This window comes from Enterobacter sp. MGH 38, assembly GCF_000492855.1.
In the GTDB taxonomy this organism is placed as follows: Bacteria; Pseudomonadota; Gammaproteobacteria; order Enterobacterales; family Enterobacteriaceae; genus Enterobacter; species Enterobacter hormaechei_C.
The window spans coordinates 1,289,151-1,313,369 of the sequence record NZ_KI535608.1; the positions used below are offsets into that span (position 1 = coordinate 1,289,151).

At 56.9% G+C, this 24,219-nt stretch carries 25 protein-coding genes; 17 read left to right on the forward strand and 8 right to left on the reverse strand.

Annotation, left to right across the window (positions count from 1 at the left end):
• Positions 1-47: 47 nt before the first annotated feature.
• Together L384_RS05325 and L384_RS05320 are read left to right on the forward strand one after the other, a co-directional pair.
• A complete protein-coding gene (locus L384_RS05325) occupies positions 48-575 on the forward strand; it encodes a helix-turn-helix domain-containing protein (RefSeq protein WP_003857214.1) in 528 nt (175 codons plus the stop codon).
• Between the two features lie 80 nt (positions 576-655).
• The gene (locus tag L384_RS05320) at positions 656-2,620 is read left to right on the forward strand and encodes a peptidase U32 family protein (RefSeq protein ID WP_023324639.1); all 1,965 of its coding nucleotides are present in this window, start codon (positions 656-658) and stop codon (positions 2,618-2,620) included.
• On the opposite strand, the gene L384_RS05315 is transcribed toward L384_RS05320, so the two are convergent.
• A complete protein-coding gene (locus L384_RS05315; RefSeq protein WP_015570548.1) occupies positions 2,617-2,850 on the reverse strand; it encodes a DUF2554 family protein in 234 nt (77 codons plus the stop codon). The genes L384_RS05320 and L384_RS05315 overlap by 4 nt on opposite strands.
• Positions 2,851-3,093: 243 nt before the next feature.
• Between L384_RS05315 and L384_RS05310 the strand changes: the two genes are divergently transcribed.
• Complete coding sequence (locus L384_RS05310; protein ID WP_003857209.1) at positions 3,094-3,456, forward strand: hypothetical protein; 363 nt, start codon at positions 3,094-3,096, stop codon at positions 3,454-3,456.
• Between the two features lie 148 nt (positions 3,457-3,604).
• On the opposite strand, the gene ftrA is transcribed toward L384_RS05310, so the two are convergent.
• Positions 3,605-4,603 (reverse strand): transcriptional regulator FtrA, encoded by a 999-nt coding sequence (gene ftrA / locus L384_RS05305; protein WP_022651184.1) that lies wholly within the window; start codon positions 4,601-4,603, stop codon positions 3,605-3,607.
• A 73-nt stretch (positions 4,604-4,676) separates the two neighbouring features.
• On the opposite strand from ftrA, the gene L384_RS05300 reads away from it, so the two are divergent.
• From L384_RS05300 to zinT, 8 genes are all read left to right on the forward strand, one after another.
• Complete coding sequence (locus tag L384_RS05300; RefSeq protein WP_023300088.1) at positions 4,677-5,087, forward strand: rhodanese-like domain-containing protein; 411 nt, start codon at positions 4,677-4,679, stop codon at positions 5,085-5,087.
• 156 nt (positions 5,088-5,243) lie between these two features.
• Complete coding sequence (locus tag L384_RS05295) at positions 5,244-6,347, forward strand: cobalamin-independent methionine synthase II family protein (RefSeq protein ID WP_023324640.1); 1,104 nt, start codon at positions 5,244-5,246, stop codon at positions 6,345-6,347.
• 201 nt (positions 6,348-6,548) lie between these two features.
• A complete protein-coding gene (urtA, locus tag L384_RS05290; RefSeq protein ID WP_023314140.1) occupies positions 6,549-7,820 on the forward strand; it encodes an urea ABC transporter substrate-binding protein in 1,272 nt (423 codons plus the stop codon).
• A gap of 22 nt (positions 7,821-7,842) precedes the next feature.
• A complete protein-coding gene (gene urtB / locus L384_RS05285) occupies positions 7,843-9,417 on the forward strand; it encodes an urea ABC transporter permease subunit UrtB (RefSeq protein ID WP_023324641.1) in 1,575 nt (524 codons plus the stop codon).
• The gene (gene urtC, locus L384_RS05280; protein ID WP_003857195.1) at positions 9,417-10,490 is read left to right on the forward strand and encodes an urea ABC transporter permease subunit UrtC; all 1,074 of its coding nucleotides are present in this window, start codon (positions 9,417-9,419) and stop codon (positions 10,488-10,490) included. The genes urtB and urtC overlap by 1 nt, the downstream gene beginning before the upstream one ends.
• Positions 10,490-11,287, forward strand: a complete 798-nt coding sequence (urtD, locus tag L384_RS05275; RefSeq protein ID WP_015570541.1) for an urea ABC transporter ATP-binding protein UrtD — start codon at positions 10,490-10,492, stop codon at positions 11,285-11,287. Before urtC ends, urtD begins: the two co-directional genes overlap by 1 nt.
• Positions 11,288-11,296: 9 nt before the next feature.
• Entirely contained in the window at positions 11,297-11,995 is a 699-nt protein-coding gene (urtE, locus tag L384_RS05270) for an urea ABC transporter ATP-binding subunit UrtE (RefSeq protein ID WP_023324642.1), read from the forward strand.
• A 52-nt stretch (positions 11,996-12,047) separates the two neighbouring features.
• Positions 12,048-12,686, forward strand: a complete 639-nt coding sequence (gene zinT, locus L384_RS05265) for a metal-binding protein ZinT (RefSeq protein WP_003857190.1) — start codon at positions 12,048-12,050, stop codon at positions 12,684-12,686.
• A 46-nt stretch (positions 12,687-12,732) separates the two neighbouring features.
• On the opposite strand, the gene ydeE is transcribed toward zinT, so the two are convergent.
• On the reverse strand, positions 12,733-13,950 hold the full coding sequence (ydeE, locus tag L384_RS05260) for an efflux MFS transporter YdeE (RefSeq protein ID WP_023324643.1): 1,218 nt from the start codon (positions 13,948-13,950) through the stop codon (positions 12,733-12,735).
• A gap of 193 nt (positions 13,951-14,143) precedes the next feature.
• Between ydeE and eamA the strand changes: the two genes are divergently transcribed.
• On the forward strand, positions 14,144-15,043 hold the full coding sequence (eamA, locus tag L384_RS05255) for an O-acetylserine/cysteine exporter (protein WP_023324644.1): 900 nt from the start codon (positions 14,144-14,146) through the stop codon (positions 15,041-15,043).
• A 38-nt stretch (positions 15,044-15,081) separates the two neighbouring features.
• On the opposite strand, the gene marB is transcribed toward eamA, so the two are convergent.
• The 3 genes from marB to marR are packed head-to-tail and all read right to left on the reverse strand — an operon-like array spanning position 15,082 to position 16,165.
• Entirely contained in the window at positions 15,082-15,297 is a 216-nt protein-coding gene (gene marB / locus L384_RS05250) for a multiple antibiotic resistance protein MarB (protein WP_003857184.1), read from the reverse strand.
• Between the two features lie 32 nt (positions 15,298-15,329).
• Positions 15,330-15,710 carry an MDR efflux pump AcrAB transcriptional activator MarA gene (marA, locus tag L384_RS05245; protein WP_001303241.1) on the reverse strand — a complete coding sequence of 127 codons (381 nt, stop codon included), beginning with the start codon at positions 15,708-15,710 and terminating at the stop codon, positions 15,330-15,332.
• A 20-nt stretch (positions 15,711-15,730) separates the two neighbouring features.
• On the reverse strand, positions 15,731-16,165 hold the full coding sequence (marR, locus tag L384_RS05240; protein WP_023314145.1) for a multiple antibiotic resistance transcriptional regulator MarR: 435 nt from the start codon (positions 16,163-16,165) through the stop codon (positions 15,731-15,733).
• Between the two features lie 256 nt (positions 16,166-16,421).
• Between marR and L384_RS05235 the strand changes: the two genes are divergently transcribed.
• Positions 16,422-17,087 carry a MarC family NAAT transporter gene (locus tag L384_RS05235; RefSeq protein WP_023324645.1) on the forward strand — a complete coding sequence of 222 codons (666 nt, stop codon included), beginning with the start codon at positions 16,422-16,424 and terminating at the stop codon, positions 17,085-17,087.
• Between the two features lie 43 nt (positions 17,088-17,130).
• On the opposite strand, the gene L384_RS05230 is transcribed toward L384_RS05235, so the two are convergent.
• Positions 17,131-18,327: a sugar transporter gene (locus L384_RS05230; protein WP_003857178.1), complete on the reverse strand. Its 1,197-nt coding sequence runs from the start codon at positions 18,325-18,327 to the stop codon at positions 17,131-17,133.
• Positions 18,328-18,503: 176 nt separating this feature from the next.
• Here L384_RS05230 and L384_RS05225 point away from each other — a divergent pair, with 176 nt between their 5' ends.
• Together L384_RS05225 and L384_RS05220 are read left to right on the forward strand one after the other, a co-directional pair.
• Entirely contained in the window at positions 18,504-19,292 is a 789-nt protein-coding gene (locus tag L384_RS05225) for a PhzF family phenazine biosynthesis protein (RefSeq protein ID WP_023324646.1), read from the forward strand.
• 22 nt (positions 19,293-19,314) lie between these two features.
• Positions 19,315-20,127: a PhzF family phenazine biosynthesis protein gene (locus L384_RS05220; RefSeq protein WP_032628241.1), complete on the forward strand. Its 813-nt coding sequence runs from the start codon at positions 19,315-19,317 to the stop codon at positions 20,125-20,127.
• On the opposite strand, the gene L384_RS05215 is transcribed toward L384_RS05220, so the two are convergent.
• The gene (locus L384_RS05215; protein WP_017382364.1) at positions 20,124-21,002 is read right to left on the reverse strand and encodes a putrescine utilization regulator PtrR; all 879 of its coding nucleotides are present in this window, start codon (positions 21,000-21,002) and stop codon (positions 20,124-20,126) included. The genes L384_RS05220 and L384_RS05215 overlap by 4 nt on opposite strands.
• Before the next feature lie 99 nt (positions 21,003-21,101).
• Here L384_RS05215 and sad point away from each other — a divergent pair, with 99 nt between their 5' ends.
• Positions 21,102-22,484 carry a succinate-semialdehyde dehydrogenase gene (gene sad, locus L384_RS05210; protein ID WP_023324648.1) on the forward strand — a complete coding sequence of 461 codons (1,383 nt, stop codon included), beginning with the start codon at positions 21,102-21,104 and terminating at the stop codon, positions 22,482-22,484.
• A gap of 126 nt (positions 22,485-22,610) precedes the next feature.
• The gene (locus tag L384_RS05205; RefSeq protein WP_032628243.1) at positions 22,611-24,200 is read left to right on the forward strand and encodes a methyl-accepting chemotaxis protein; all 1,590 of its coding nucleotides are present in this window, start codon (positions 22,611-22,613) and stop codon (positions 24,198-24,200) included.
• Positions 24,201-24,219: the final 19 nt, after the last annotated feature.

The following is a 24,219-nucleotide window of genomic DNA, read 5'->3' on the forward strand; positions in this document are numbered from 1 at the left end:
TGCGCTATAGCGTACAAGTGGTATGCTTTACCGCAACGGGAGGAACTATGGATATCACTCAACACCTGGCAACCACACTGAAAGCGCTGCGTCTGGCGCGGGGCTGGAGCCTGTCAAAACTGGCGGAAGAGACGGGCGTGTCGAAAGCGATGCTTGGGCAAATCGAACGCAATGAGTCCAGCCCGACGGTCTCTACCTTGTGGAAAATCGCCACCGGGCTGAACGTACCTTTTTCGGCGTTTATCACTCCAGAAAGCGAACCGCAGGCGGTATTCGATCCGCAGCAGCAGGCGATGGTGGTGAAACCGCTTTTCCCCTGGGATGAACAGCTTAAGTTCGACCATTTCTCCATCACCCTGTCGCCCGGCGCGCTGAGCGAGTCCACGCCGCACGAAGCCGGGGTGATCGAACATGTGGTGGTGATAAGCGGTGAGCTGGATATGCAGATCGACGGTGTCTGGCGCACAATATACGCTGATTCCGGCGTGCGTTTTGCCGGCGATAAACCGCACGCGTACCGCAACAGCAGCGCCCGTACGGTGCATTTTCACTCCCTGATCCATTATCCCCGCTAAAGCGTCGCAAAACGGTTTCACTGACACAGACTTCTGACTACAATAGCCGCCATTTTGACCATAACGGATAACGACGAAGTATGCGCCTGCACTCCCATCATCTTGAACTGCTAAGCCCGGCCCGCGACGCCGCCATTGCCCGTGAAGCCATTCTTCACGGTGCGGATGCCGTCTACATTGGCGGCCCTGGCTTCGGTGCCCGGCATAACGCCAGCAACAGCCTGCGCGACATTGCCGAGCTGGTACCGTTCGCTCACCGTTTCGGGGCGAAGGTGTTTGTGACCCTGAACACCATTCTTCATGATGATGAGCTGGAGCCCGCGCAGCGTCTGATCACCGATCTCTACCAGACCGGTGTTGACGCCCTGATCGTTCAGGATATGGGTGTTCTGGAACTGGATATCCCGCCGATTGAGCTGCACGCCAGCACTCAGTGCGATATCCGCACCGTCGAGAAGGCGAAGTTTCTTTCGGACGTCGGGTTTACGCAGATTGTGCTGGCGCGCGAGCTGAACCTGAACCAGATCCGCGATATCCATCAGGCGACCGACGCGACCATTGAATTCTTTATCCACGGTGCGCTGTGTGTGGCCTATTCCGGGCAGTGTAATATCTCTCACGCCCAGACGGGGCGCAGCGCTAACCGGGGCGACTGCTCTCAGGCCTGCCGTCTGCCGTATACCCTGAAAGACGATCAGGGCCGCGTGGTGGCATTCGAAAAACACCTGCTGTCGATGAAAGATAACGACCAGACGGCGAACCTCGGTGCGCTGATCGATGCTGGCGTACGCTCCTTCAAAATTGAAGGGCGCTACAAGGACATGAGCTACGTGAAAAATATCACCGCCCATTATCGTCAGATGCTGGATGCCATCATCGACGATCGCGGTGATCTGGCGCGCGCCTCCGCCGGGCGTACAGAGCATTTCTTTATTCCGTCTACGGACAAAACCTTCCACCGCGGCAGCACGGACTATTTCGTGAATGCCCGTAAAGGGGATATTGGCGCGTTCGACTCACCGAAGTTTATCGGCCTGCCGGTGGGTGAAGTGCTGAAAGTGGCGAAAGATCATCTTGACGTTCAGGTGACAGAGCCGCTGGCGAACGGCGATGGTCTCAACGTGATGATCAAACGTGAAGTAGTGGGTTTCCGCGCCAATACGGTGGAGAAAACCGGCGAAAATCGCTATCGCGTCTGGCCGAACGAAATGCCTGCCGATCTCTACAAAGCCCGTCCTAATGCGGCGCTTAACCGTAACCTGGATCACAACTGGCAGCAGGCCTTGCTCAAGACCTCCAGCGAGCGCCGCATTGCGGTGGATATCGCGCTGGGGGGCTGGGAAGAGCAGCTGATCCTGACCATGACCTGCGAAGACGGCATCAGCGTGACGCATACGCTCGACGGCCTGTTCGAGGTGGCGAACAATGCGGAGAAAGCGCTCAACAACCTCAAGGATGGCGTGGCGAAGCTGGGGCAGACCATTTATTACGCGCGCAATATTGAGGTGAATCTGCCGGACGCGCTGTTCGTGCCGAACAGCCTGCTGAACCAGTTCCGCCGTGAAACGGCCGAGATGCTGGATGAAGTACGCCTGGCAAACTATTCGCGCGGCAGCCGTAAGGCCGAAGCGGTGCCTGCGCCGGTCTACCCGGACACGCATCTTTCTTTCCTCGCGAACGTATACAACCACAAAGCGCGTGCGTTTTATCATCGTCACGGCGTGCAGCTGATTGACGCCGCGTATGAAGCGCATGAAGAGAAGGGCGATGTGCCGGTGATGATCACCAAACACTGCCTGCGGTTTGCTTTTAACCTTTGTCCGAAACAGGCGAAAGGCAATATTAAAAGCTGGAAAGCGACGCCGATGCAGCTGGTGAATGGCGATGAAGTGCTGACGCTGAAGTTTGACTGCCGTCCGTGTGAAATGCACGTTATCGGCAAGATGAAGAATCACATCTTCAAAATGCCGCCGCCGGGAAGCATTGTGGCCTCCGTCAGCCCTGACGATTTGATGAAGACCCTGCCGAATCGTAAAGGCAGCTAACCCGCAGAGTGGGTATCCGGTTTGCGCGATTTCTGCCAGGCATGGTGCTCGCGCAACCCCTCCGCAGACTCCTCAGCCGCGCTGCGTAACTCGTCGCTGTCAGCTTCATGACGAAGCTGATGGTCGGCGTTTTTCACATACACAAATTCATGCCCTTTGTGCTCCGCCATAATCTGCCCTGAGAACAGGGCGCTAATCACCAGCAGTAGCGAAAATTCTTTTCTGAACATCCTTTATCCCCTGAAAATACGCTACGGTCATCGTAGGGATAATTTCATAGAGTAATTATTCGACTCTTTAAATTTGAGAAAATAGACTGTCAAAAATTGTGGTCGCAATAAAACTCACTTAAGACTATTCTTAAAAGCAATATCGCCGTTGTAAACTCCCATTTCTGGTATGCAAAGAGAAGCTAGATTTATTGGGAAATCATTTACAATAAGATTTTTCTGGCTAAGGATTGGATCGAATAAATGAAAAAAATAATCGTGCTATCACTTCTGGGCGTAGTGGTTGCGGTGGGTGCTGCGGCCAGCATCTATTCAAATGAAGAACCAGAATATATTCAGTCAGCAAAAAGCCGTGTCGGATCGTATTTAACCAGCGATTACGGACGTGTCGAATGTAATAGCACCCAGGTAAGTGAAGATCGCTGGGAGCTGGGCTGTACCAATAAGGCGAGAGGCAAAACCTTCCAGTTCGCCGTTTACCCACCCGAGCAGGCACCGTATGGGGTCTCACGTGCGTTTTATCTCGAAGCGATTAATGATGATGCCCGCCAGAGTGCAGATCAGGGGCTGATGCGTTATCTGCAAATTAATACCAAAGCGGGTTAATCGATTCGTTTATGCTTCGTTGAGGCTCACAGTGGTAGATTGCTGGTGATCCACATCCCGGTAGGGAATACCGGAGCGTAGATACCAAAATACAAATCTATCCATGCAAGCATTTACCGCCAGATTATGGCGGTTTTTTTTTGCCCGTTTATCGTACCGGCTGTAAAAATTGTTTGCGATATTGCGCGGGCGAAAGCGCAAATTGCTGCCGGAAATGGTGGCGCAGCGTGGCGCTTTGTCCAAATCCGGTTTGTTCCGCAATATTATCAATGCTGAGCCGACTGTTTTCGAGATAATCTTTTGCCCGCTGCAATCGCGCAGTCAATAACCAGCGCGCGGGCGTTGTCCCGGTCGCGTCCTGGAAACGGCGCAGAAAGGTGCGTTGACTCATACCCACCCGCAGGGCCAGCGATTCGACGGTATGGGAAACGGCCAGATGCTGGTGAAGATAATCGAACAGCTGGCCCAGGCGCTGGCTCTCCCGCAACTGAGCCACCGGTCGGCTAAGTTGCTGGGTTTGCGAGCCGTCCCGATGGGGCGGGATCACCAGTCGACGCGCCACGCGGTTTGCTGCCTCCATACCGTAATTCCGGCGCACCACGTGCAGACACAGATCAATCCCCGCGGCGCTGCCGGCGGAAGTGAGAATATCGCCTTCGTCCTGGTAGAGCACATCTTCGACCACGGTGATGGCGGGAAAGCGTGTTTTCAGAGCTTGCGTGTAGCGCCAGTGGGTGGTTGCCTTCCGCCCGTCAAGCAGGCCTGAGGCTGCCAGAACGAAAACGCCAGAACAGATCGAGAGTAGCTGGCAGCCGCGGGCATGCGCCGCGCGGAGCGCCTGGCAGAGCGCTTCGGGTACGGGTTCATCCAGCCCTCGCCAGCCGGGTACAACAACCAGATCCGCCGTTTCAAGCAGACGCAGATCGCCGTCGGCCAGAATACGGATCCCGCCCGTTGCCCGGAGCTCGCCGCCATCCACGCTCGCCACGGCGAACTGATACCAGTCATCGCCCATCTCCGGGCGCGGCAAGCCAAAGATTTCTACCGCCACGCCAAACTCAAAGGTACATAAACCGTCATATGCCAGCACGACCGCGCGCGGCGAGGGATGTCTTAAGTTTGTCATCTTTTTGCTGTTTTCTGGCATAGGCGGACGCATTCATGAGCTGAATTAAGGGATAGAGTAGTGTTAACACAAACACCACAAATGAGGAAGATTCATGAGCTATGTTACTGAATTTCCGGCTGCTGAACCGCAGGAAGCCGTGGGGCATTTCCTGCGTCGTCTGAGCGTCGAGACGGACTGCGCCGATGTCCATCACGCGGTATCCAGCGGTGAGCAGGACTTTGTTCTGCTGCACGTTGTCGGGAAGCCTGAACATTTTGCCCGGCGGCATCTGCCCGGCGCGCTGCATTTACCCTGGAGCCAGATCACCGCCGAGCGGATGAAAGCGTGGCCAGAGGGCACGCTGTTTGTCGTCTATTGTGCAGGCCCGCACTGCAACGGGGCGGACAGGGCGGCGCTGAAGCTGGCGCGTCTGGGTTTGCCGGTCAAGATTATGCTCGGGGGCATGACCGGCTGGGAAGATGAGCGGTTCGCGTTTGCGGGATCTTCATCACCCGCTCTGTGAACATGAATTTTTTTCAACACAGATGAAATTTTCTCGTTTGTCGGCGGCGAGTCGGTATGACATCTTTTTAGGACGTTTAGACATCCAGAAGTCTAAAGATTCAAGAGATGAATTATCACTGTGGGCAATTAACGCCGACAGACAGAGGAGATTTCCATGCAGCGACACCACGCCCCGTACCGCGCCGATGTAGTCGGCAGTTTTTTACGCCCGGATTCCATTAAACAGGCCCGTCTGCAATTCGCCAGCGGTGAGATCGATGCCGGTCAGCTTCGCGCGGTTGAGGACGAGGCCATTCGCCATGTTGTCGAGCAGCAGTGCGCCTGCGGTCTGCATGTGGTAACGGACGGTGAATTCCGCCGCGCCTGGTGGCACTTTGACTTCTTTGACGGGCTACAGGGCGTGGAGCGTTATGATTCGCAGCAGGGCATTCAGTTCAACGGGGTGCAGACCAAAGCGCATGGCGTGCGCGTAACGGGCAAACTGGGCTTCGGCGATCATCCTATGCTGGAAGATTTCCGCTACCTCAAAAGCATCAGCGGTAACGCACAGCCGAAGATGACTATTCCGAGCCCGAGCGTGCTGCACTTCCGCGGTGGCCGCAAGGATATTGATGCCACGGTCTACCCGGATCTGAAAGATTACTTTGACGATCTGGCGACCACCTGGCGCGATGCCATTCGGGCCTTTTACGATGCAGGCTGCCGCTATCTGCAACTGGATGACACCGTCTGGGCCTACCTTTGTTCAGAAGACCAGCGCCGCCAGATCCGCGAGCGCGGTGATGATGCAGACGAACTTGCCCGAACCTATGCCCGGGTGCTGAATAAGGCGCTGGAGGGCAAACCGGACGATTTGACCATCGGGCTACACGTCTGCCGCGGTAATTTCCGCTCAACCTGGATTTCCGAAGGCGGCTATGAGCCGGTGGCGGAGGTGCTGTTCGGCACGGTGAACGTCGACGCGTTCTTCCTGGAGTACGACAACGACCGTAGCGGCGACTTCGCGCCACTGCGTTTTGTGCGCCCGGGTAAACAGCAGGTGGTGCTGGGGCTGATCACCACCAAGCACGGTGAGCTGGAGAACCCGGAAGGGGTGAAAGCGCGTCTGGAAGAGGCCGCGCGCTACGTGGCGAAAGAGCAGATTTGCCTCAGCCCGCAGTGCGGATTTGCCTCCACGGAAGAGGGTAACAGCCTGAGCGAAGCCCAGCAGTGGGATAAAGTTCGCCTGGTGACGCAAATCGCCAGCGACGTCTGGTAACATCGTTTACAACGCTGCATTATTACAGTGCAGCGCTGTACCATTCTGAGTCGTTTCCCGTAGATCCTCTCTTCGAACCCGTTTAAATCCTGCCTCTGCAACCTGGCACTCTTTTTGCTCTCCTGCAACTGACGTTACTTTTTTCTGCGTCCGGGCGGTAACGGACGTCTTCGCACAGCTTTCTTTTTCAGGAGTGAAAATATGCACCGTCGTACCTTTATAAAAGCGTTCGCCTTGTCCGCCTCCGTGGTCGCCATGGGAGTGAGTTTTGGCGTTCAGGCCGCAGAGACCATTAAAGTCGGGATCATGCACTCACTCTCCGGCACGATGGCCATTTCAGAAACGCCCCTGAAAGATGTCGCCCTGATGACCATCGACGAAATCAACGCCAAAGGCGGCGTACTCGGGAAAAAGCTGGAGCCGGTGGTGGTTGACCCGGCCTCCAACTGGCCGCTGTTTGCCGAAAAGGCCCGCCAGCTTCTGAGCCAGGATAAGGTCGCCGTGGTGTTTGGCTGCTGGACCTCCGTATCGCGTAAATCGGTTCTGCCGATTTTTGAGGAGCTGAACGGTTTGCTGTTCTATCCGGTGCAGTACGAAGGTGAAGAGATGTCACCTAACGTCTTCTATACCGGCGCGGCGCCTAACCAGCAGGCGATCCCGGCGGTGGAGTACCTGATGAGCGAGGACGGCGGCAGCGCGAAACGCTTCTTCCTGCTGGGAACGGACTACGTTTACCCGCGCACCACGAACAAGATCCTGCGCGCCTTCCTGCACTCGAAAGGCGTGGAAGATAAAGATATTGAAGAGGTCTACACCCCATTTGGTCATAGCGATTACCAGACCATCGTCGCCAGTATCAAGAAATTCTCTGCGGGCGGTAAAACGGCGGTGGTCTCCACCATCAACGGTGATTCCAACGTGCCTTTCTATAAAGAGCTGGCGAACCAGGGGCTGAAAGCCACGGACGTGCCGGTTGTGGCGTTCTCGGTGGGCGAGGAGGAACTGCGCGGCATTGATACCAAACCGCTGGTGGGTAACCTGGCGGCGTGGAACTACTTTGAATCCGTCGATAACCCGACCAACCAGACCTTTGTCGCGGCCTACAAAGCTTACGCGAAAGCCCATAAGCTGCCGAATGCCGATACCGTCGTCACCAACGATCCGATGGAAGCGACCTACGTCGGCCTGCATATGTGGGCGCAGGCGGTTGAAAAAGCGGGGACAACCAACGTGGACAAAGTGCGCGCGGCAATGGCGGGCCAGTCGTTCAACGCGCCGTCCGGCTTTACGCTGACCATGGATGCCACCAACCACCACCTGCATAAGCCCGTCATGATTGGTGAAATCGAAGGCAACGGCCAGTTCAACGTCGTCTGGCAAACCGAACAGCCGGTACGCGCTCAGCCGTGGAGCCCGTTTATCGCCGGGAATGACAAAAAACCTGACCAGCCGATGAAAACCGCCAGCAACTAAGCCACCACCAGGGAGAGACGTCATGAACGCCATACGCATGATGATTGCGATTGTGTGGCTTACCGGACTGCTGCCAGGGATGGCGCAGGCATCGGATGCCGATGATTTCGTTGCCGCTAGCCGCAGCCAGCAAACCGCCATGCTGACCCGCTGGGCAGCCACGCCGGAACCTGCACGTTTGCCGCTGCTTAAGGCGCTGCAACAGGAGAACCTTTATACCGACAGCCAGAAGAAGGCATTTACCCGCATCGACGGCGAAATGGTTGCCCTGGGCGCGGCAAAGAGCGCCGAAGGAACGACCAAAGCCGTGCGGCTGACCAACCGGCTGCGCGTGTTAACCGTCACGGCGCTGGCGACGCATCAGCTTGTTAGTGACAGTGTCACAGAAAGGCGTCATGCCGCGCGGCAACTTCAGCGTGACGCCCAGCCGGATATGCTCGGGTTTCTGCAACAGCGGGCTAATCGCGAAACGGACGACGTCACCCGACAGTCGCTGAGGCTGGCGCTGGCAAATCTTCAGCTGGCGAGTCCGCAGGCGGAAACGCGCCTTAACGCGGTTGAACTGCTGGGACAGTCTGACGATCCGGACGTGCAGGCCACGCTGACGCCATTCACCCGGGCGCAAACCGAGCCGGACGCACGGGTACGTGCCGCCGCCGCTGAGAGCCTGGACCGTATTCAGCACCGGCTGATGTGGGGCGAACTGCTGGGGCAGGCCTTCATGGGCCTGTCGTTGGGATCGGTACTCTTGCTGGCCGCGCTCGGGCTGGCTATCACCTATGGTCTGCTGGGGGTGATTAACATGGCCCACGGCGAAATGCTGATGCTCGGGGCGTATGCCACCTGGATGGTGCAGCAGGTTATGGCGCAGTGGATGCCTCAGTGGCTGGCGCTCTATCCGGTGGTGGCGCTGCCGGTGGCGTTTTGCCTGACGGCAGGTATCGGGATGGTGCTGGAGCGCACGGTGATCCGCCATCTGTATGGCCGCCCGCTGGAAACCCTGCTCGCCACCTGGGGGATCAGCCTGATGCTTATCCAGCTGGTGCGCATGACCTTTGGCGCTCAGAACCTTGAGGTCGCAAACCCGGCCTGGCTGTCCGGCGGGGTGCAGGTTTTCGCCAACCTGACGCTGCCGTGGAACCGTATTGTGGTGCTCGGGTTTGTGTTGCTGGTGCTGTTCTTCACCTGGCTCATTCTGAATAAAACGCGTCTGGGGCTGAACGTGCGGGCGGTGACGCAAAACCGCAGCATGGCGGCCTGCTGCGGCGTCCCCACCGGACGGGTAGATATGCTGGCGTTTGGCCTCGGGTCCGGCATTGCCGGGCTGGGCGGCGTGGCGTTGTCCCAGCTGGGGAACGTGGGACCGGAGCTGGGCCAGGGATACATCATTGATTCGTTCCTGGTGGTGGTGCTCGGCGGCGTCGGCCAGCTGGCCGGTAGCGTCGCGGCGGCCTTTGGTCTGGGGATCTTCAATAAAATTCTTGAACCGCAGATGGGCGCCGTGCTGGGCAAGATCCTGATTCTGGTGGCGATCATTCTGTTTATCCAGAAACGTCCGCAGGGGTTATTCGCACTTAAAGGGAGGGTGACAGACTGATGAGCCAGCCATTGACCTTAACACTGGCGCGCAGGGCACCGCGCACCGCGCAAATCTTCGGCAGTCTGCTGGTTGCGGCGCTGCTGGTGCTGCCTTTTCTCGCGCTGTTGCCCGCCACCCATCCGCTGGCCGTTTCCACGTGGATGTTGACGCTCATCGGCAAGATCCTCTGCTACGCGGTGGTCGCCGTGGCCCTCGATCTGGTCTGGGGCTATGCCGGTATGCTCTCGCTGGGGCACGGCATATTCTTCGCCCTGGGCGGCTATGCGATGGGCATGTACCTGATGCGCCAGGCGGCCGGAGACGGGCTGCCCGCGTTTATGTCGTTTCTCTCGTGGAGCGAACTGCCCTGGTTCTGGTGGGGAACGCAGCATTTTGCCTGGGCACTGGTGTTAATTGTGACGATACCCGGCCTGCTGGCGCTGGTCTTCGGCTGGTTTGCTTTCCGCTCGAAGATCAAAGGGGTCTATTTCTCCATCATGACCCAGGCGCTGACCTATGCGGGCATGCTGCTGTTCTTTCGCAACGAAACCGGCTTTGGCGGCAATAACGGCTTTACCGGCTTTACCACGCTGCTCGGGTTTTCCGTCACGGCGACTACCACGCGGATCGCGCTGTTTCTCGCAACGGTCATGCTGCTGCTGCTGGCCCTGGGCACAGGCTACGCGCTGGCGAAGAGTAAATTTGGCCGCATTTTAACGGCGGTGCGCGATGCGGAAAACCGTCTGACGTTCTGCGGCTATGATCCGCGCGGTTTCAAGCTGCTGGTCTGGACGCTTTCCGCCGTGCTGTGTGGCCTGGCGGGGGCGCTGTACGTTCCGCAGGTGGGCATTATCAACCCGGGTGAAATGTCGCCGACCAACTCGATTGAAGCGGCCATCTGGGTGGCGCTGGGCGGCCGCGGCACGCTGGTGGGCCCGGTGATGGGCGCGGCGCTCGTCAACGGTGCGAAGAGCTTTTTCACCGTGGCGATGCCGGAGTACTGGCAGCTGTTTCTGGGGCTGATTTTCATCGCCGTGACGCTGTTTTTACCACGCGGCGTGTTCGGTCTGTTTCGTAAGGGAGAGAATTAATGCAGCCCTCTGAAGGACTCTTTACCCGCCAGCTACCGGGCGATCGTTACCGTGAGCAGACCGATCCGGTGTTGCAGCTCGAGGCCATTAACGTCAGTTTCGACGGTTTTCAGGCGTTGACCGATCTTTCGCTGAATATCGGCGTCGGAGAATTGCGCTGCATCATTGGCCCTAACGGCGCCGGTAAAACCACGCTGATGGACGTGATCACCGGCAAAACCCGGCCAAAAAGCGGGAAAGCTATTTACGATCAGTCCATCGATCTGACAGCCCTGGAACCGGCGGCCATCGCCCGTCAGGGCATTGGCCGTAAGTTCCAGAAGCCGACCGTGTTTGAAGCGCTGACCGTAGGGGAAAACCTCGAAATCGCCATGAAAGCCGACAGGTCCGTCTGGGCGAGCCTGCGGGCCACGCTCAGCGGCGAGCAGCGCGACCGCATTGACGAGATGCTGGTTTTGCTGCGGCTTGGCAGCGAGCGCGATCGCCGTGCCGGACTGCTTTCCCACGGACAGAAGCAGTTTCTGGAGATCGGCATGCTGCTGGTGCAGGACCCGCACCTGTTGCTGCTGGACGAACCCGCCGCCGGTATGACCGACGCAGAGACGGAATACACAGCCGAGCTGTTCCGAACCCTGGCAGGCAAGCATTCGCTGATGGTGGTTGAGCACGATATGGGCTTCGTCGAGACCATCGCCGACCACGTCACGGTGCTGCATCAGGGGCGGGTACTGGCGGAAGGTTCGCTTCGCGAGGTACAGGCCAATGAACAGGTAATTGACGTCTATCTGGGACGTTAAGGAGAGGGGATGTTACAGGTTTGCGAACTGAATCAGTACTACGGCGGAAGTCATATTCTGCGCGGGGTGAGCTTTGAGGCGGTCGTCGGGGAAGTTACCTGCCTGCTGGGGCGCAACGGGGTGGGCAAAACCACGCTGCTGAGGTGCCTGATGGGGCTGATCCCGGTGAAAGCCGGGGAGGTCGTCTGGCAGGGAAAGACCATCACTCACAGTAAACCGCACCAGCGAGTGCAGTCCGGCGTGGCGTATGTTCCGCAGGGGCGGGAGATTTTTCCGCGTCTGACCGTAGAAGAAAACCTGCTGATGGGGCTGACGCGCTTCTCAGCGGGAAACGCAAGGAGCGTACCGGAGGAGATTTGGCAGCTTTTCCCGGTGCTGAAGGAGATGAAGCACCGACGCGGAGGCGATCTTTCCGGTGGTCAGCAACAGCAGCTGGCGATTGGTCGCGCGCTGGCGAGCCGTCCACAGTTACTGATTCTGGATGAACCCACGGAAGGTATTCAGCCGTCGGTGATTAAAGAGATTGGGCAGGTGATCCGCAGCCTGGCGAACCGGGGGGATATGGCGATCCTGCTGGTGGAGCAATTTTATGATTTTGCGGCAGAGCTGGCCGACAGCTATCTGGTGATGTCGCGCGGCAGCATCGTCCAGCAGGGGCGCGGGGAGAATATGGAGCAGGAGGGCGTTCGCGGGCTGGTTGCGATCTGAAATGTTATAATATAACATCCCTGTTCTTATAAAACGGAATGAGGATTTTGCTGTGGCTGCACAACCTGGAAAAATTGCGCTGACTTTGGGAACGCTGCTGGTAAGCGGCTCGCTTTTTGCCCATTCGCACGGTCATCAGATGACGGAGGCGGAACAGAAGGCGGCAAACGGCGTCTTTGAGGATAAAGACGTCAGGGACAGGAAGCTGTCTGACTGGGACGGAACATGGCAGTCTGTTTACCCGTTCCTGCTTGATGGTTCGCTGGATCCGGTTTTCGAAAAGAAAGCGCAGAAGGGAGAAAAATCTGCTGCCGAGGTGAAGGCCTACTACCGCAAGGGTTACGCGACGGACGTGGACGCCATCGGCATTGAAAACAACGTGATGGAATTCCACCGAGGCAAAACGGTGAGCAGCTGCCGCTACGACTACAGCGGCTACAAAATTCTGACCTATGCGTCGGGGAAAAAAGGTGTGCGCTACCTGTTTGAGTGCAAGGATAACGCGAGCGAGGCGCCTAAGTTTGTGCAGTTCAGCGACCATATCATCGGGCCGAAAGCCTCTTCACACTTCCATATCTTTATGGGCAACACCTCCCACGAGGCGCTGCTGAAAGAGATGGATAACTGGCCGACCTACTACCCGAATGAGATGTACAAGGAGCAGGTGGTGGAGGAGATGTTGCACCACTAAGGTGTTGGTTTTGCCGGGGGACGGCTTCGCCTTACCCGGCCTGGGATTAGGGTTTTCCAGGTCGGGTAAGCGCAGCGCTACTCGACACGCTATCTTCACTTTTCACGCGCATCCCGCGCAATATCATCAGCCAGGCAGCAATGATGGCGGCCATCATAATGATAAATAATGACCAGTGCGGCAGATGGGTCAGGATGAGCCCGGTGATCATCGGGTTCGCCGCCGCGCCCAGCCAGCCCAGCGCTTGTGCGGAGAAGTAGCTCGCCTTCATGCCCGGCGGGGCGATATTGTCGATCAGCATGTATTCACCCGGTGCATAAATAATCTCACCCAGGGTGAAAATCGCTGCCGCGATCCCCCAGTAAATCAGGTTCTCGCCGGAAAGCATAAACCCCCCCAGCCCGAGGATGAAAAAAAGCGTCGCGGCGGTCATTAGCGGACGGATATTGCTGGCGGTGATCTTCCGTCCAAGCGCATATTGCAGGGTGACGACCACCGCCGCGTTGACGGGCAGCACAACGGCCACCACCTTTTCTGCGAAATCACTGTCCGCATGTGCGGCGAGGACATACTGGGAAATGCAGGTGGCGAACGATCCACCCACATACGACGCCAGCAGCCCGGAGAGCGTGTACCAGAACAGCGCCCGGTCTTTCAGCAGCACCGAGGGTTGCCATGGCATTTTCTCCTCAGGGCTGTCCGAGGCTATGCTTTTCTGCACAAAGAAATGGATAAACCCGAGCGGCAGTGCGGCGCAGAAGGCCGCCAGCCAGAACGGCAGTTGCAGGCTGTACATCACAAGCAGGGTGCCGATCGGCGGCCCGATCGTCCAGCCGATGTTCAGGAAACTGTAGTTGAGTGAGAAAACGCGCGCCTTTTCGCTGGAGGTCAGCACGTCGGCAAACCATGCTTTCAGCACCGTTGAGAAGACGGAATAGGCGCAGTTAATCAGGGCAAAGAACAGCACTACCAGCGTCACGTTATTCACCAGCGGAATGGCCACAAACCCGGCGATAAAGGCGACGATGGCGATCAGCATATAGCGTTTTTTGTCGAATTTATCCGCCAGGATGCCAAACCCCAGGCTAAACACCACGCCAATGGTCAACGCCACGGTAAGGGCATAGCCAATATTCTCCACGCTCATATCGTACACGCGTGTGAGATATATGGTCATAAAGGGCAGCGTTGCCCCGCGGCCAATTGTTAATAACAATGACGATGCCAGCAGCGCTGCGGTTGAGCGCCTGATTGATGGTTTCATTTTCCTGCCCGACAAATGCTTATGCTTTTTTTGTTGTGTTATTACAGGATTATCATGGGATAGGCAGCTTGTATAGCACCCAATTTATCCGCAAGTGCTTCTCTTCAGTACCAGAATTAATGATCTTCTCGCGGGGCTATTTTTTCTGTTACCTTGAAGTGTTTACAAAATTTTAATATTTCAGGGGCGGAAAATGACGCGGAAAGACGGGCTGTTAGCGTTGCTGGTTGTCGTGGCGTGGGGACTCAATTTTGTGGTCATCAAAATGGGGTTGCACAACATGCCTCCACTGATGCTGGCGGGTCTGCGCTTCCTGCTGGTGGCGTTTCCGGCGCTGCTGTTCGTCGCCCGCCCGAAAATTCCCCTCAAGCTGCTGCTGGGCTACGGCCTCACCATCAGCTTTGGTCAGTTTGCGTTTCTTTTTTGCGCTATTAAATTCGGTATGCCTGCGGGCCTGGCTTCGCTGGTGCTTCAGGTGCAGGCGTTCTTTACCATCATTCTCGGCGCGTTTGTCTTTGGCGAACGCTTGCAGGGCAAGCAGCTGGCGGGCATTAGCCTTGCGGTCTTTGGCGTGCTGGTGCTGATTGAAGGCAGCCTCAACGGTCAGCATGTCGCGCTGCTGGGCTTTATGCTCACCCTGGCGGCGGGTCTGAGCTGGGCGTGCGGCAATATCTTTAACAAGCTGATAATGCAGCACGAGGCGCGTCCGGCGGTCTTATCGCTGGTGGTCTGGAGCGCGTTGATCCCCATCGTACCATTTATGGCCGCGTCATTTATTCTGGAGGGGCCGCAGGCGATGCTGAAAAGCCTGGTGGAGATCGACCTGACGACTATTTTGTCGCTGATCTACCTGGCGTTCGTTGCCTCAATCATTGGCTATGGTATCTGGGGATCGCTGCTCGGACGCTATGAAACCTGGCGCGTGGCGCCATTATCGCTGCTGGTACCGGTGGTCGGGCTTGCCAGCGCCGCACTGTTGCTGGATGAAACGCTCGGCGTGCTGCAACTGTGTGGCGCAGGGCTGATTATGGCCGGGCTGTATATCAACGTCTTTGGCTTGCGGGTGCGTCGGGCGACGCGGGTGCAGAGTTAAGGCAGAAAAAAGCCCCGCATTAGCGGGGCAAAAACGAATTACAGGTCGTGGTTGTAATACGGCACGCCTAATTCGTCGGATTTGTCGCTGCCAGCGCCCATGTGATTGAAGTCCCAGGGCGACTGGTTTTGCGTGGACGGCATAATCATGGTGTCACGATTATTTTGCTGCCCCGCACTGGGGGTTTGCTCCGCGAAGCTCTGGCCGGAAACCAGCACCAGCAAGGTGAGGGCGGCGGAGGCGATAAATTTCATGATTTCCTCGGTTACGTCTTAACAGGCGATGATTAACTGCAATGTTTTAGCGGATACAGATAACGGGATTCACCCGGCATACTGGTAATACGGTACTTATGAGGCGGCACGTCAAAGTAGTTCTTGAACGTACGCGTCAGGGTTTGTTGCGATTCAAATCCGTAACGTTCCGCCAGATAGAGGATCGGCTCATTGCTTTCTTTCAGTTTTTGGGCAATCTCCGTCAGCTTGCGGCTGCGAATATATTGTCCTAATGAATGGCCGGTCTCTTTTTTAAACATCCGTTGCAGGTGCCATTTTGAGTAACCTGAACGCTCAGACACTTTCTCAAGGGAGAGCGGGGATTCCAGGTTATCTTCGATCCAGTCCAAAATGCTATGAATGGTGATAGCGTCAGTATTGCGTCTGGACATCGTCATACCTCTTTTTCTGTTTACGGCAGAATTTTCTTGAGTAAAAGCTCAAGCGTTGCCACTTCATCTGCCGATAAGTTTTTTGTCAGTTCCTGGTGCAGTGTTTGTCCTACTAATTGATGACATTGCTCACACATGGCCGCGCCATCGCTGGTCAGTTTCACCAGTACGCCACGTTTGTCATTTGGGTTAGGGCTTCGTTCTACCCATCCTTTACAGACGAGACGATCCAGCATGCGGGTTAACGCACCCAGATCGACAGAGAGCACCTTTTTCAGCTCAACCGGCGTGATACACACTTCGCAGCGAATGGAACACAGCACTTTGAACTGTGTTGCGGTGATATCCAGCGGTGACAGATAGTCATTGAGCAGGCGATCTTTTTTCTGATTAACCATATGAATAAGACGACCCAGTGGGATTATGTCGTTAAAGAGGTCACTGGTGCTTTTCACAATGGTTGCCCTGGCAAGTAGTTTAGTCACGGCAGATATTATTGCTCAGGCAAGTATAAGTCAACTGAATGAATCGGCCGATGCCACGAAATGCTAAAACGCTTCAGGAACTCATTCTGTACGCTTTTAAATCATACAGATAATCTGGGGTTATCAGTTACGCGAGACAATTATGGTTACGCTGCGCGGATGGCTACGGACGAGGATTTGCCCCTATAATTGCGATGTTGAATAAGGATAAGGACTGCGGTGCATTATGTTGGATTTGATTAAAGCAGTGGGACTTGGGCTGGTGGTGTTGCTGCCGCTAGCGAACCCGTTAACGACGGTGGCGCTTTTTCTGGGGCTGGCGGGGAACATGAACAGCACGGAGCGCAATCAGCAGTCGATGATGGCCTCTGTGTATGTCTTTGCCATAATGATGGTGGCTTATTACGCCGGGCAACTGGTGATGAATACCTTTGGTATTTCGATTCCCGGTCTGCGTATCGCTGGCGGGCTGATCGTGGCCTTTATTGGTTTCCGGATGCTGTTCCCGGCGCACAAAGCGCACGAATCCCCGGAAGCCAAAAGCAAATCGGAGGAGCTTGAAAGCGAACCGAGCGCCAACATCGCGTTTGTGCCGTTAGCCATGCCGAGCACGGCAGGGCCGGGAACGATTGCGATGATCATCAGTTCCGCCTCAACGGTGCGTGATGGGTCGACATTTCCGCACTGGGTTATCACCGTTGCGCCGCCGATCATTTTTGCGCTTATTGCCATTATTGTCTGGGGGTCATTGCGCAGTTCCGGGGCGATTATGCGCTGGGTGGGCAAGGGGGGGATTGAGGCTATCTCCCGTCTGATGGGCTTCCTGCTGGTCTGTATGGGCGTGCAGTTTATTATTAACGGCGTGCTGGAGATTGTTAAGACGTATCATTGAGAACGTTGCCGGGTAAGCGCAGAGCCACCCGGCACAACAAACGTCAACCGTGGCTGGTCTGTTCTTCCATCGCGACCGGCCATTTACGGAAGATAAGCACCGACCAGATCAGCGCGATCAGCGCCGGAATCGCCCCGAGATAGCCAATGGCCGACATCGATACATGCAGGCTGATCTGATTTCCCACCAGCGCACCGGCGCCAATCCCCAGATTAAAAATCCCGGAGAAGAGCGACATCGCGACGTCCGTGGCGTCCGGGGCCAGCGCCAGCACTTTGACCTGCATTCCCAGACCAATAATCATGATCGCCACGCCCCAGAACAGACTGAGGATCGCCAGATGACTCTCGCTGCCTGCCGCAGGCATCAGTAACAGCAGACATGCCAGCAGCAGGCCAATCGCACTGCTTACAAGCGCAGACGCATGCTGATTGCCCAGCTTCCCGAACAGGATGCTGCCGATAATCCCCGCGCCGCCCAGGATCAGCAGCAGAACGGTGGCAAAGTTAGCGCTAAAGCCCGCCACAACCTGAACAAACGGCTCAATATAGCTGTAGGCCGTGTAATGGGCGGTCACCACAATCACGGTCAGCAAATAGATGCTCATCAGCGCCGGTCGACGCATCAGCAGCGGAAGACTTTTCAGCGAGCCGGAGTGTTCGCTGGGCAGTTTTGGCAGCAGTTTGATCAGACACACCAGGGTGATCAGCGCCCCCATGCCGATGGCAAAGAAGGTGGTGCGCCAGCCGAAGTATTGACCCACAATGCGCCCGATCGGCAGGCCTAACACCATCGCCAGCGCCGTTCCGGTGGCAATCAGGCTCAGCGCCTGGGCGCGTTTCCCCGCCGGGGCCAGACGAATGGCGAGCGATGCGGTGATCGACCAGAAAACGGCATGGGCAAACGCGATGCCGACGCGGCTGATGACCAGCACGGTGAAGTTCCATGCCATAAATGACAGCACATGGCTGGCAATGAACACCACAAACAGCCCAATCAGCAGCTTACGACGTTCCATCTGGCTGGTCAGCAGCATAAACGGCAGCGACATCAGCGCTACCACCCATGCATAGATGGTCAGCATAATGCCAACCTGTGCCGTTTCCATATGGAAGCTGGCCGCAATGTCGGACAGCAGCCCAACCGGAACAAATTCCGTGGTGTTGAAAATAAACGCTGCGATGGCGAGCGTGACCACGCGTAGCCACGCGACCCTGCGGGAAACCGTGTGTGTTGTCATAGGGATATCTGGGATTCGTTGCCTGAAAGATGAGGAGACGATCTTAAAGCCTTAAACGGCGAAAACTCAACCGTTATGTGATATGAATCACAAAATTTACCTTCATGCAGCGGTAGCGAACGCGGTTGTTTTCATTGAAGATAAAGAACAACACAACAAAAACAGGCGGTAACACAATGCAGGAGATTGATTTTTATCTGGTAGATGCGTTCAGCGCGTCCTCCTTTGGCGGCAACCCGGCGGCGGTGTGCCCCCTCGACGCGTGGCTACCGGATGAGACGTTACTGCGGATGGCACAACAGCATAACCAGTCGGAAACCGCCTTTTTTGTGTGTACCAAAGGGGGGATCGAGTTGCGCTGGTTCACCACGCTAACCGAGGTTAATCTGTGTGGTCACGCGACGCTTGCCGCGGCGTATGTTCTGTTTAACGAACTGGATTATCCGGACTCACGCCTTCATTTTGACACTGCCTCTGGTCGCCTGACCGTCAGCCGTGAAAGTGACTGGATGACCCTGGACTTCCCGGCCTGCCCGACGCAGGCACAGACGCCGCCACCGGAGTTGCTCACCGCACTCGGTATCAGCCACTACGTCGAGGCGCGAAAAGGCCGCGCCTGGGTGCTGGTACTGGAGAGCCGCGAGCAGGTGGAAGCCATTAATCCGGATTTCTCCGCCATGACGCCGGGGGAGCATAAAGTGGCCGTCACCGCCCGGGACGAAGGAGAATACGACTTTATCAGTCGTTTCTTCTCGCCGGGCGTGGCCGTGCCGGAAGATCCTGTCACCGGCTCCGCGCACACCATGCTGATCCCTTACTGGAGTGAACGGCTTGGCAAAACACAGATGTTTGCCCGCCAGGTTTCCGCCCGTGGAGGAGACGTACGCTGCGAACTCAAGGGCGACCGCGTGCGGATGGGCGGGCAGGCGGCGCTGTATCTGAAGGGCACAGTATTTCTGCGCTGAATAAATCTAAGAGGAACAAATGATGCAGGAAATTGATTTTTATCTGGTAGATGCCTTCAGCGACAGGGCGTTCGGCGGCAATGCGGCGGCGGTGTGTCCGCTGGAAGCGTGGCTATCGGATGAGACGCTGCTGAAGATGGCGAAGCAGCATAATCAGTCAGAGACGGCGTTTTTTGTCCGAACGGATAACGGGTTTGAGCTGCGCTGGTTTACCACGCAGGATGAAATTAACCTCTGCGGCCACGCAACCCTCGCGGCTTCTCACGTTATTTTTGAATACCTGGATTATCCGCATACGGAAATCACCTTCACCACGCGCTTTGTCGGCGAACTGACGGTACAACGCAGCGGCGACTGGCTGACGCTTAATTTCCCGGCGTGGTCAACCGAGGTTGTCGATACTCCACCCCCAGTGCTGTTCAGCGCGCTGGGCATTAACGCGGCAAACGAGGTGCGTGTGGGGCGTGACTACATGGTGGTGCTCGACAGCCAGCGGCAGGTGGAGGCGCTGACGCCGGATATTACTGCCATGCTCCCGCTGGGGAAAATGGTCTGCGTTACAGCGCCGGGAGATGAGTATGATTTCGTCAGCCGCTTCTTCTGCCCGGGGGAAGGGGTGCCGGAGGATCCGGTGACGGGATCAGCTCACAGCATGCTGATCCCGTACTGGAGCGAAAAGCTTGGTAAAACGCAGATGTCGGCCCGCCAGGTCTCCTTGCGCGGCGGGGATCTGCGCTGCGAGCTGAAAGGCGACCGCGTGCTGATTGGCGGGCAGGCCACGCTGTATATGAAGGGAAAAATTTTCCTTCGACTCCAGGACTACGTTCAACTTTAACAACTGGGCGCAGGTGGCTGACGCTCGTTCAGCAGCGCGATAAATGCCTCCAGCTGGCGGGTCATCGCCCCGCGTCGCCACACCAGCCAGGTGGTGAGCCAGCGCCAGTTTTCCGCCAGCGGCCACGCCGCCACCTGATGATGCCCCGGCATGCTCTCCAGCATGGAGCGGGGCATCAGCGCAATGCCTGCCCCGGCAATCACACAGGCGAGCATCCCGTGGTAGGACTCCATCTCATGGATCCTTCCCGGCGTTACGCGGTCGGCATGGAACCAGCTCTCCAGATGACGCCGGTAAGAACAGTTGGCGCGAAAGGCATACACGTCGCTGCCGCTCACCTGCGTGGCTTTTGACACTTCCGCGTGGCCCGCAGGGGTGACCAGCATCATCTCTTCCCGGTAAACCGGCATCCCTTCCAGTTCCGGGTGCGAGAGCGGCCCGTCGACAAAGGCGGCGCTAAGCGTCCCTTCAAGCACGCCGTCAATCATCGTACCGGAAGGCCCGGTGGATAACGCAAACTGAATGCGCGGATAGCGCTGGTTAAACCGCGCCAGACTTTCCGGAATGCGTACGGCGGCGGTACTTTCCAGCGCGCCGAGCGAGAATAATCCCTGCGGTTCATCCCCGGCGACGACCATTCGCGCTTCGTCGACCAGCGCCAGGATCTGTTTGCTGTAGCGCAAAAAATTGTGCCCGGCGGGGGAAAGCCGCAGGCGCTGATTCTCGCGAATAAACAGCTCCACGCCGAGATCCGCTTCTAGCTGTCGGATGCGGGTGGTGAGGTTTGAGGGCACCCGGTGTACCTTCTGCGCCGCCTGGGTAATGCTGCCGGTCAGTGCGACGGCGTTAAACATCTCAAGCTGAGTTAAGTCCATACCGTTCTCGATTCGTGAATAAGGTGGTGAGTATTATTCATTTTTAAGAAATAGCAGAGTAGGCCACAATCAATCAACTGTTATTACGTGGAGAACATCATGACCTATTCATCTGCTACCCATGCCCACTCTGTCAACCCGGCTACCGGCGAAACGCTGGCTGCTTACCCGTGGGCAACGTCCCGTGACGTTGAGCGTGCCATTGCACAGGCGGATACTGGTTTTCGTCAATGGCGACGCGAAAGCGTGGCGCACCGGGCGCAAAAACTTCGCGATCTGGGTGCGGCACTGCGTAGCCGTGCGGAAGAGATGGCGCAGACTATCTCCCGGGAGATGGGCAAGCCCATTGTGCAGGCGCGTGCGGAGGTGGCTAAGTCCGCCAGCCTTTGCGACTGGTACGCTGAACACGGCCCGTCGATGCTGCACCCGGAATCAACCCAGGTCGAAAATGCGGTGATTGAGTACCGTCCGCTGGGACCTATTCTTGCGGTGATGCCGTGGAACTTCCCGCTCTGGCAGGTGCTGCGCGGTGCGGTGCCGATCCTGCTGGCAGGGAACAGCTATCTGCTTAAACATGCGCCTAATGTGCTCGGCTCGGCGGAGCTGATCGGGAAGGTATTCGCGGATGCCGGTTTCCCGGAGGGGGTCTTTGGCTGGGTGAACGCGACGAATGACGGCGTCAGCCAGGCGATTAACGATCGGCGTATCGCGGCGGTGACCGTAACCGGCAGCGTTCGGGCTGGTGCGGCAATTGGCGCGCAGGCGGGCGCGGCGCTGAAGAAATGCGTGCTGGAGCTGGGCGGTTCCGATCCGTTTATCGTTCTGAACGATGCGGATCTTGATCTGGCCGTCAACGCGGCGGTGGCCGGACGTTATCAGAATACCGGACAGGTTTGTGCGGCGGCAAAACGCTTTATTGTGGAAGCGGGCGTAGCGGACGCCTTTACCCAACGCTTTGTTGACGCGGTCAAGGCGCTGAAGATGGGCGCACCGGATGAGGAAGATAACTATATTGGCCCGATGGCGCGATTTGATCTTCGCGATGAACTGCATCAGCAGGTGCAGGCTACGCTGGCGGAAGGGGCGACCCTGCTGCTCGGCGGAGAGAAGCTTGCCGGGAGCGGTAACTATTATGCGCCAACCGTACTCGGCGGCGTCACCCGACAGATGACGGCCTTCCGTCAGGAGCTGTTTGGCCCGGTGGCCGCGATTACCGTCGCCAATGATGCGGCGCACGCGTTGCAGCTGGCTAACGACAGCGATTTTGGCTTATCGGCGACGGTCTTTACCGCTAACGATGCGCTGGCTGAAACCTTCTCTCGCGAGCTGGAGTGCGGCGGAGTCTTTATCAACGGCTATAGCGCAAGCGATGCGCGCGTTGCCTTTGGCGGAGTGAAGAAGAGCGGCTTCGGGCGAGAGCTATCTCATTTCGGTCTGCATGAGTTCTGTAATGTGCAGACGGTGTGGAAGGATCGCATCTAATATTGTTGCCGGGTAAGGCCAGGCCGCTACCCGGCAGTTCACGTTTCCTGTCATTTTTGCGTAATGGTTCTGTCATTTTCGTTTCGTAGACTCGCCGCGTCTAACGTATTGTTACAGAAGAAAATTATGAACCTAACGCAAATTTTTAGTCGTCTTGCGCCGCGCTTTATTCCTCGTCAGTTTGGCCTGCTGACCGGCATCTTTTGTATTATTGGCCTTTTCTCCGCCCTGCAACTCTCTTCCTCCTTCCTGCTCACCGCCTCCCTGAATCAAGCCCAGCGTAACGAACAGCGCAATCAGCTGGCCTGGCAGCAACAGAGCAGGCTGGATCAGGCCCGTATTTCGCTGCTTGCGGCGAGCGATCTGCTCAACCGCTCCGGAGTGTACTTTATGCAGGATAAAGAGACCGGTTCGGAAGGGAGCTGGCATAGCCTGATGGACGAGGCGCAAAAATCCCTGGCGGCGTCTCAACAGGCATGGCAAGCATGGCTCGCGCTTAATCCTCCGCAGGACGAGGGGCTTGTTAACAGCTATCAGCTGTTCTTCGGTGCCATTAGCGAGCAGGCGGAAGGGCTGGTGAAAACCAACAGCATCGACCTCTTTTTTGCCGTACCCGCCCAGGCCTTTCAGACCGATTTTAATGACAACTTTGCACGCTATCAGCAACGGAGTGAGAAGCAGGCGATACAGGGGCGTCAGTTGCTCATGGAACAACTCTCAGGCCTGCAACGGCTGTTCCTGTTTGCGCCGCTGGTGCTGCTGGCCATTGCCATAGCCGTCTGGTTTGGAATGGCGAAGTGGGTGATATCCCCGCTACGCCGTCTGATTATCCATATTAACCAGCTTGCGGCAGGGGATTTATCAGGCACGCCGCCTGACGTTGTGCGCTTTAACCGTGAAATCAGCCAGCTCTGCGGCAGTATTACCGCCATGCAGCTTGGGCTACAGCAGCTGGTGACTCAGGTCAGCGAGGCCACTACCGCCATGGTTGAAAATATTGGGTCACTTGCGCAGGGGAATCAGAAGCTTTATCAGCAGTCTACGCGACAAGCCAAAGAGCTGGAGGAGGTGACCGCGCATATCGCCGATCTCGAAACCCACGTTGAGGGGAACACAGGTTATGCAAAACTCGCCCGCTCGCGCGCGGATGAAGCCCGACAGGCTGCCGTAGGCGGGGAGCAAATGATGACGGCGGTGAATGGCTCGATGCAGACGATCGTCGACCGATCCTCAGAGATGCGCGGGATCGTCGCGATGATCGACAGCGTGGCGTTTCAGACCAACATTCTCGCCCTCAATGCTGCCATTGAAGCCGCCCATGCAGGAGAGCAGGGGCGCGGATTTGCGGTGGTCGCCCGGGAAGTGGGGTTGCTGGCCAGAAAAAGCAGTCACTCTACGCAAACCATCCAGGCGCTGATTAACCACTCGCTTCAGGGCATTGAGGAAGGATCTCAGGTGGTAAACCGTCTGGAAGAGAATTTGCAACAGGTCACCGGGCTGGTGGCGAATCTGAGCAGCCTGCTGAATGATATTTCCTTGGCCACCCTGAATCAGGGGGATAGCATCCATCAGATGACCCGTCAGCTTCAGGCGCTGAATCAGGTATCACGTCAGACTGATGTGCTGGTTAGCGAAGCGTCAAATGCCTCTGAGCGCCTGCATCAACAGTCCGATCTTTTGTTGCAGGCCGTCTCGCGTTTTCGTCTCCCTGCCTGACGTGACGTATAAGCCTCTG

Bases quoted from the DNA above. Each gene is read 5' to 3' on its own strand.
- urtE (WP_023324642.1), top strand. From the start codon at position 11,297: ATGTTACAGGTTTGCGAACTGAATCAGTACTACGGCGGAAGTCATATT.
- L384_RS05215 (WP_017382364.1), bottom strand. From the start codon at position 21,002: ATGGACTTAACTCAGCTTGAGATGTTTAACGCCGTCGCACTGACCGGC.
- marA (WP_001303241.1), bottom strand. From the start codon at position 15,710: ATGTCCAGACGCAATACTGACGCTATCACCATTCATAGCATTTTGGAC.
- L384_RS05315 (WP_015570548.1), bottom strand. From the start codon at position 2,850: ATGTTCAGAAAAGAATTTTCGCTACTGCTGGTGATTAGCGCCCTGTTC.
- L384_RS05320 (WP_023324639.1), top strand. From the start codon at position 656: ATGCGCCTGCACTCCCATCATCTTGAACTGCTAAGCCCGGCCCGCGAC.
- sad (WP_023324648.1), top strand. From the start codon at position 21,102: ATGACCTATTCATCTGCTACCCATGCCCACTCTGTCAACCCGGCTACC.
- ftrA (WP_022651184.1), bottom strand. From the start codon at position 4,603: ATGCCAGAAAACAGCAAAAAGATGACAAACTTAAGACATCCCTCGCCG.
- L384_RS05300 (WP_023300088.1), top strand. From the start codon at position 4,677: ATGAGCTATGTTACTGAATTTCCGGCTGCTGAACCGCAGGAAGCCGTG.
- L384_RS05295 (WP_023324640.1), top strand. From the start codon at position 5,244: ATGCAGCGACACCACGCCCCGTACCGCGCCGATGTAGTCGGCAGTTTT.
- L384_RS05235 (WP_023324645.1), top strand. From the start codon at position 16,422: ATGTTGGATTTGATTAAAGCAGTGGGACTTGGGCTGGTGGTGTTGCTG.
- eamA (WP_023324644.1), top strand. From the start codon at position 14,144: ATGACGCGGAAAGACGGGCTGTTAGCGTTGCTGGTTGTCGTGGCGTGG.
- urtC (WP_003857195.1), top strand. From the start codon at position 9,417: ATGAGCCAGCCATTGACCTTAACACTGGCGCGCAGGGCACCGCGCACC.
- L384_RS05205 (WP_032628243.1), top strand. From the start codon at position 22,611: ATGAACCTAACGCAAATTTTTAGTCGTCTTGCGCCGCGCTTTATTCCT.
- L384_RS05220 (WP_032628241.1), top strand. From the start codon at position 19,315: ATGCAGGAAATTGATTTTTATCTGGTAGATGCCTTCAGCGACAGGGCG.
- marB (WP_003857184.1), bottom strand. From the start codon at position 15,297: ATGAAATTTATCGCCTCCGCCGCCCTCACCTTGCTGGTGCTGGTTTCC.
- L384_RS05225 (WP_023324646.1), top strand. From the start codon at position 18,504: ATGCAGGAGATTGATTTTTATCTGGTAGATGCGTTCAGCGCGTCCTCC.
- urtA (WP_023314140.1), top strand. From the start codon at position 6,549: ATGCACCGTCGTACCTTTATAAAAGCGTTCGCCTTGTCCGCCTCCGTG.
- L384_RS05230 (WP_003857178.1), bottom strand. From the start codon at position 18,327: ATGACAACACACACGGTTTCCCGCAGGGTCGCGTGGCTACGCGTGGTC.
- ydeE (WP_023324643.1), bottom strand. From the start codon at position 13,950: ATGAAACCATCAATCAGGCGCTCAACCGCAGCGCTGCTGGCATCGTCA.
- L384_RS05325 (WP_003857214.1), top strand. From the start codon at position 48: ATGGATATCACTCAACACCTGGCAACCACACTGAAAGCGCTGCGTCTG.
- urtB (WP_023324641.1), top strand. From the start codon at position 7,843: ATGAACGCCATACGCATGATGATTGCGATTGTGTGGCTTACCGGACTG.
- L384_RS05310 (WP_003857209.1), top strand. From the start codon at position 3,094: ATGAAAAAAATAATCGTGCTATCACTTCTGGGCGTAGTGGTTGCGGTG.
- urtD (WP_015570541.1), top strand. From the start codon at position 10,490: ATGCAGCCCTCTGAAGGACTCTTTACCCGCCAGCTACCGGGCGATCGT.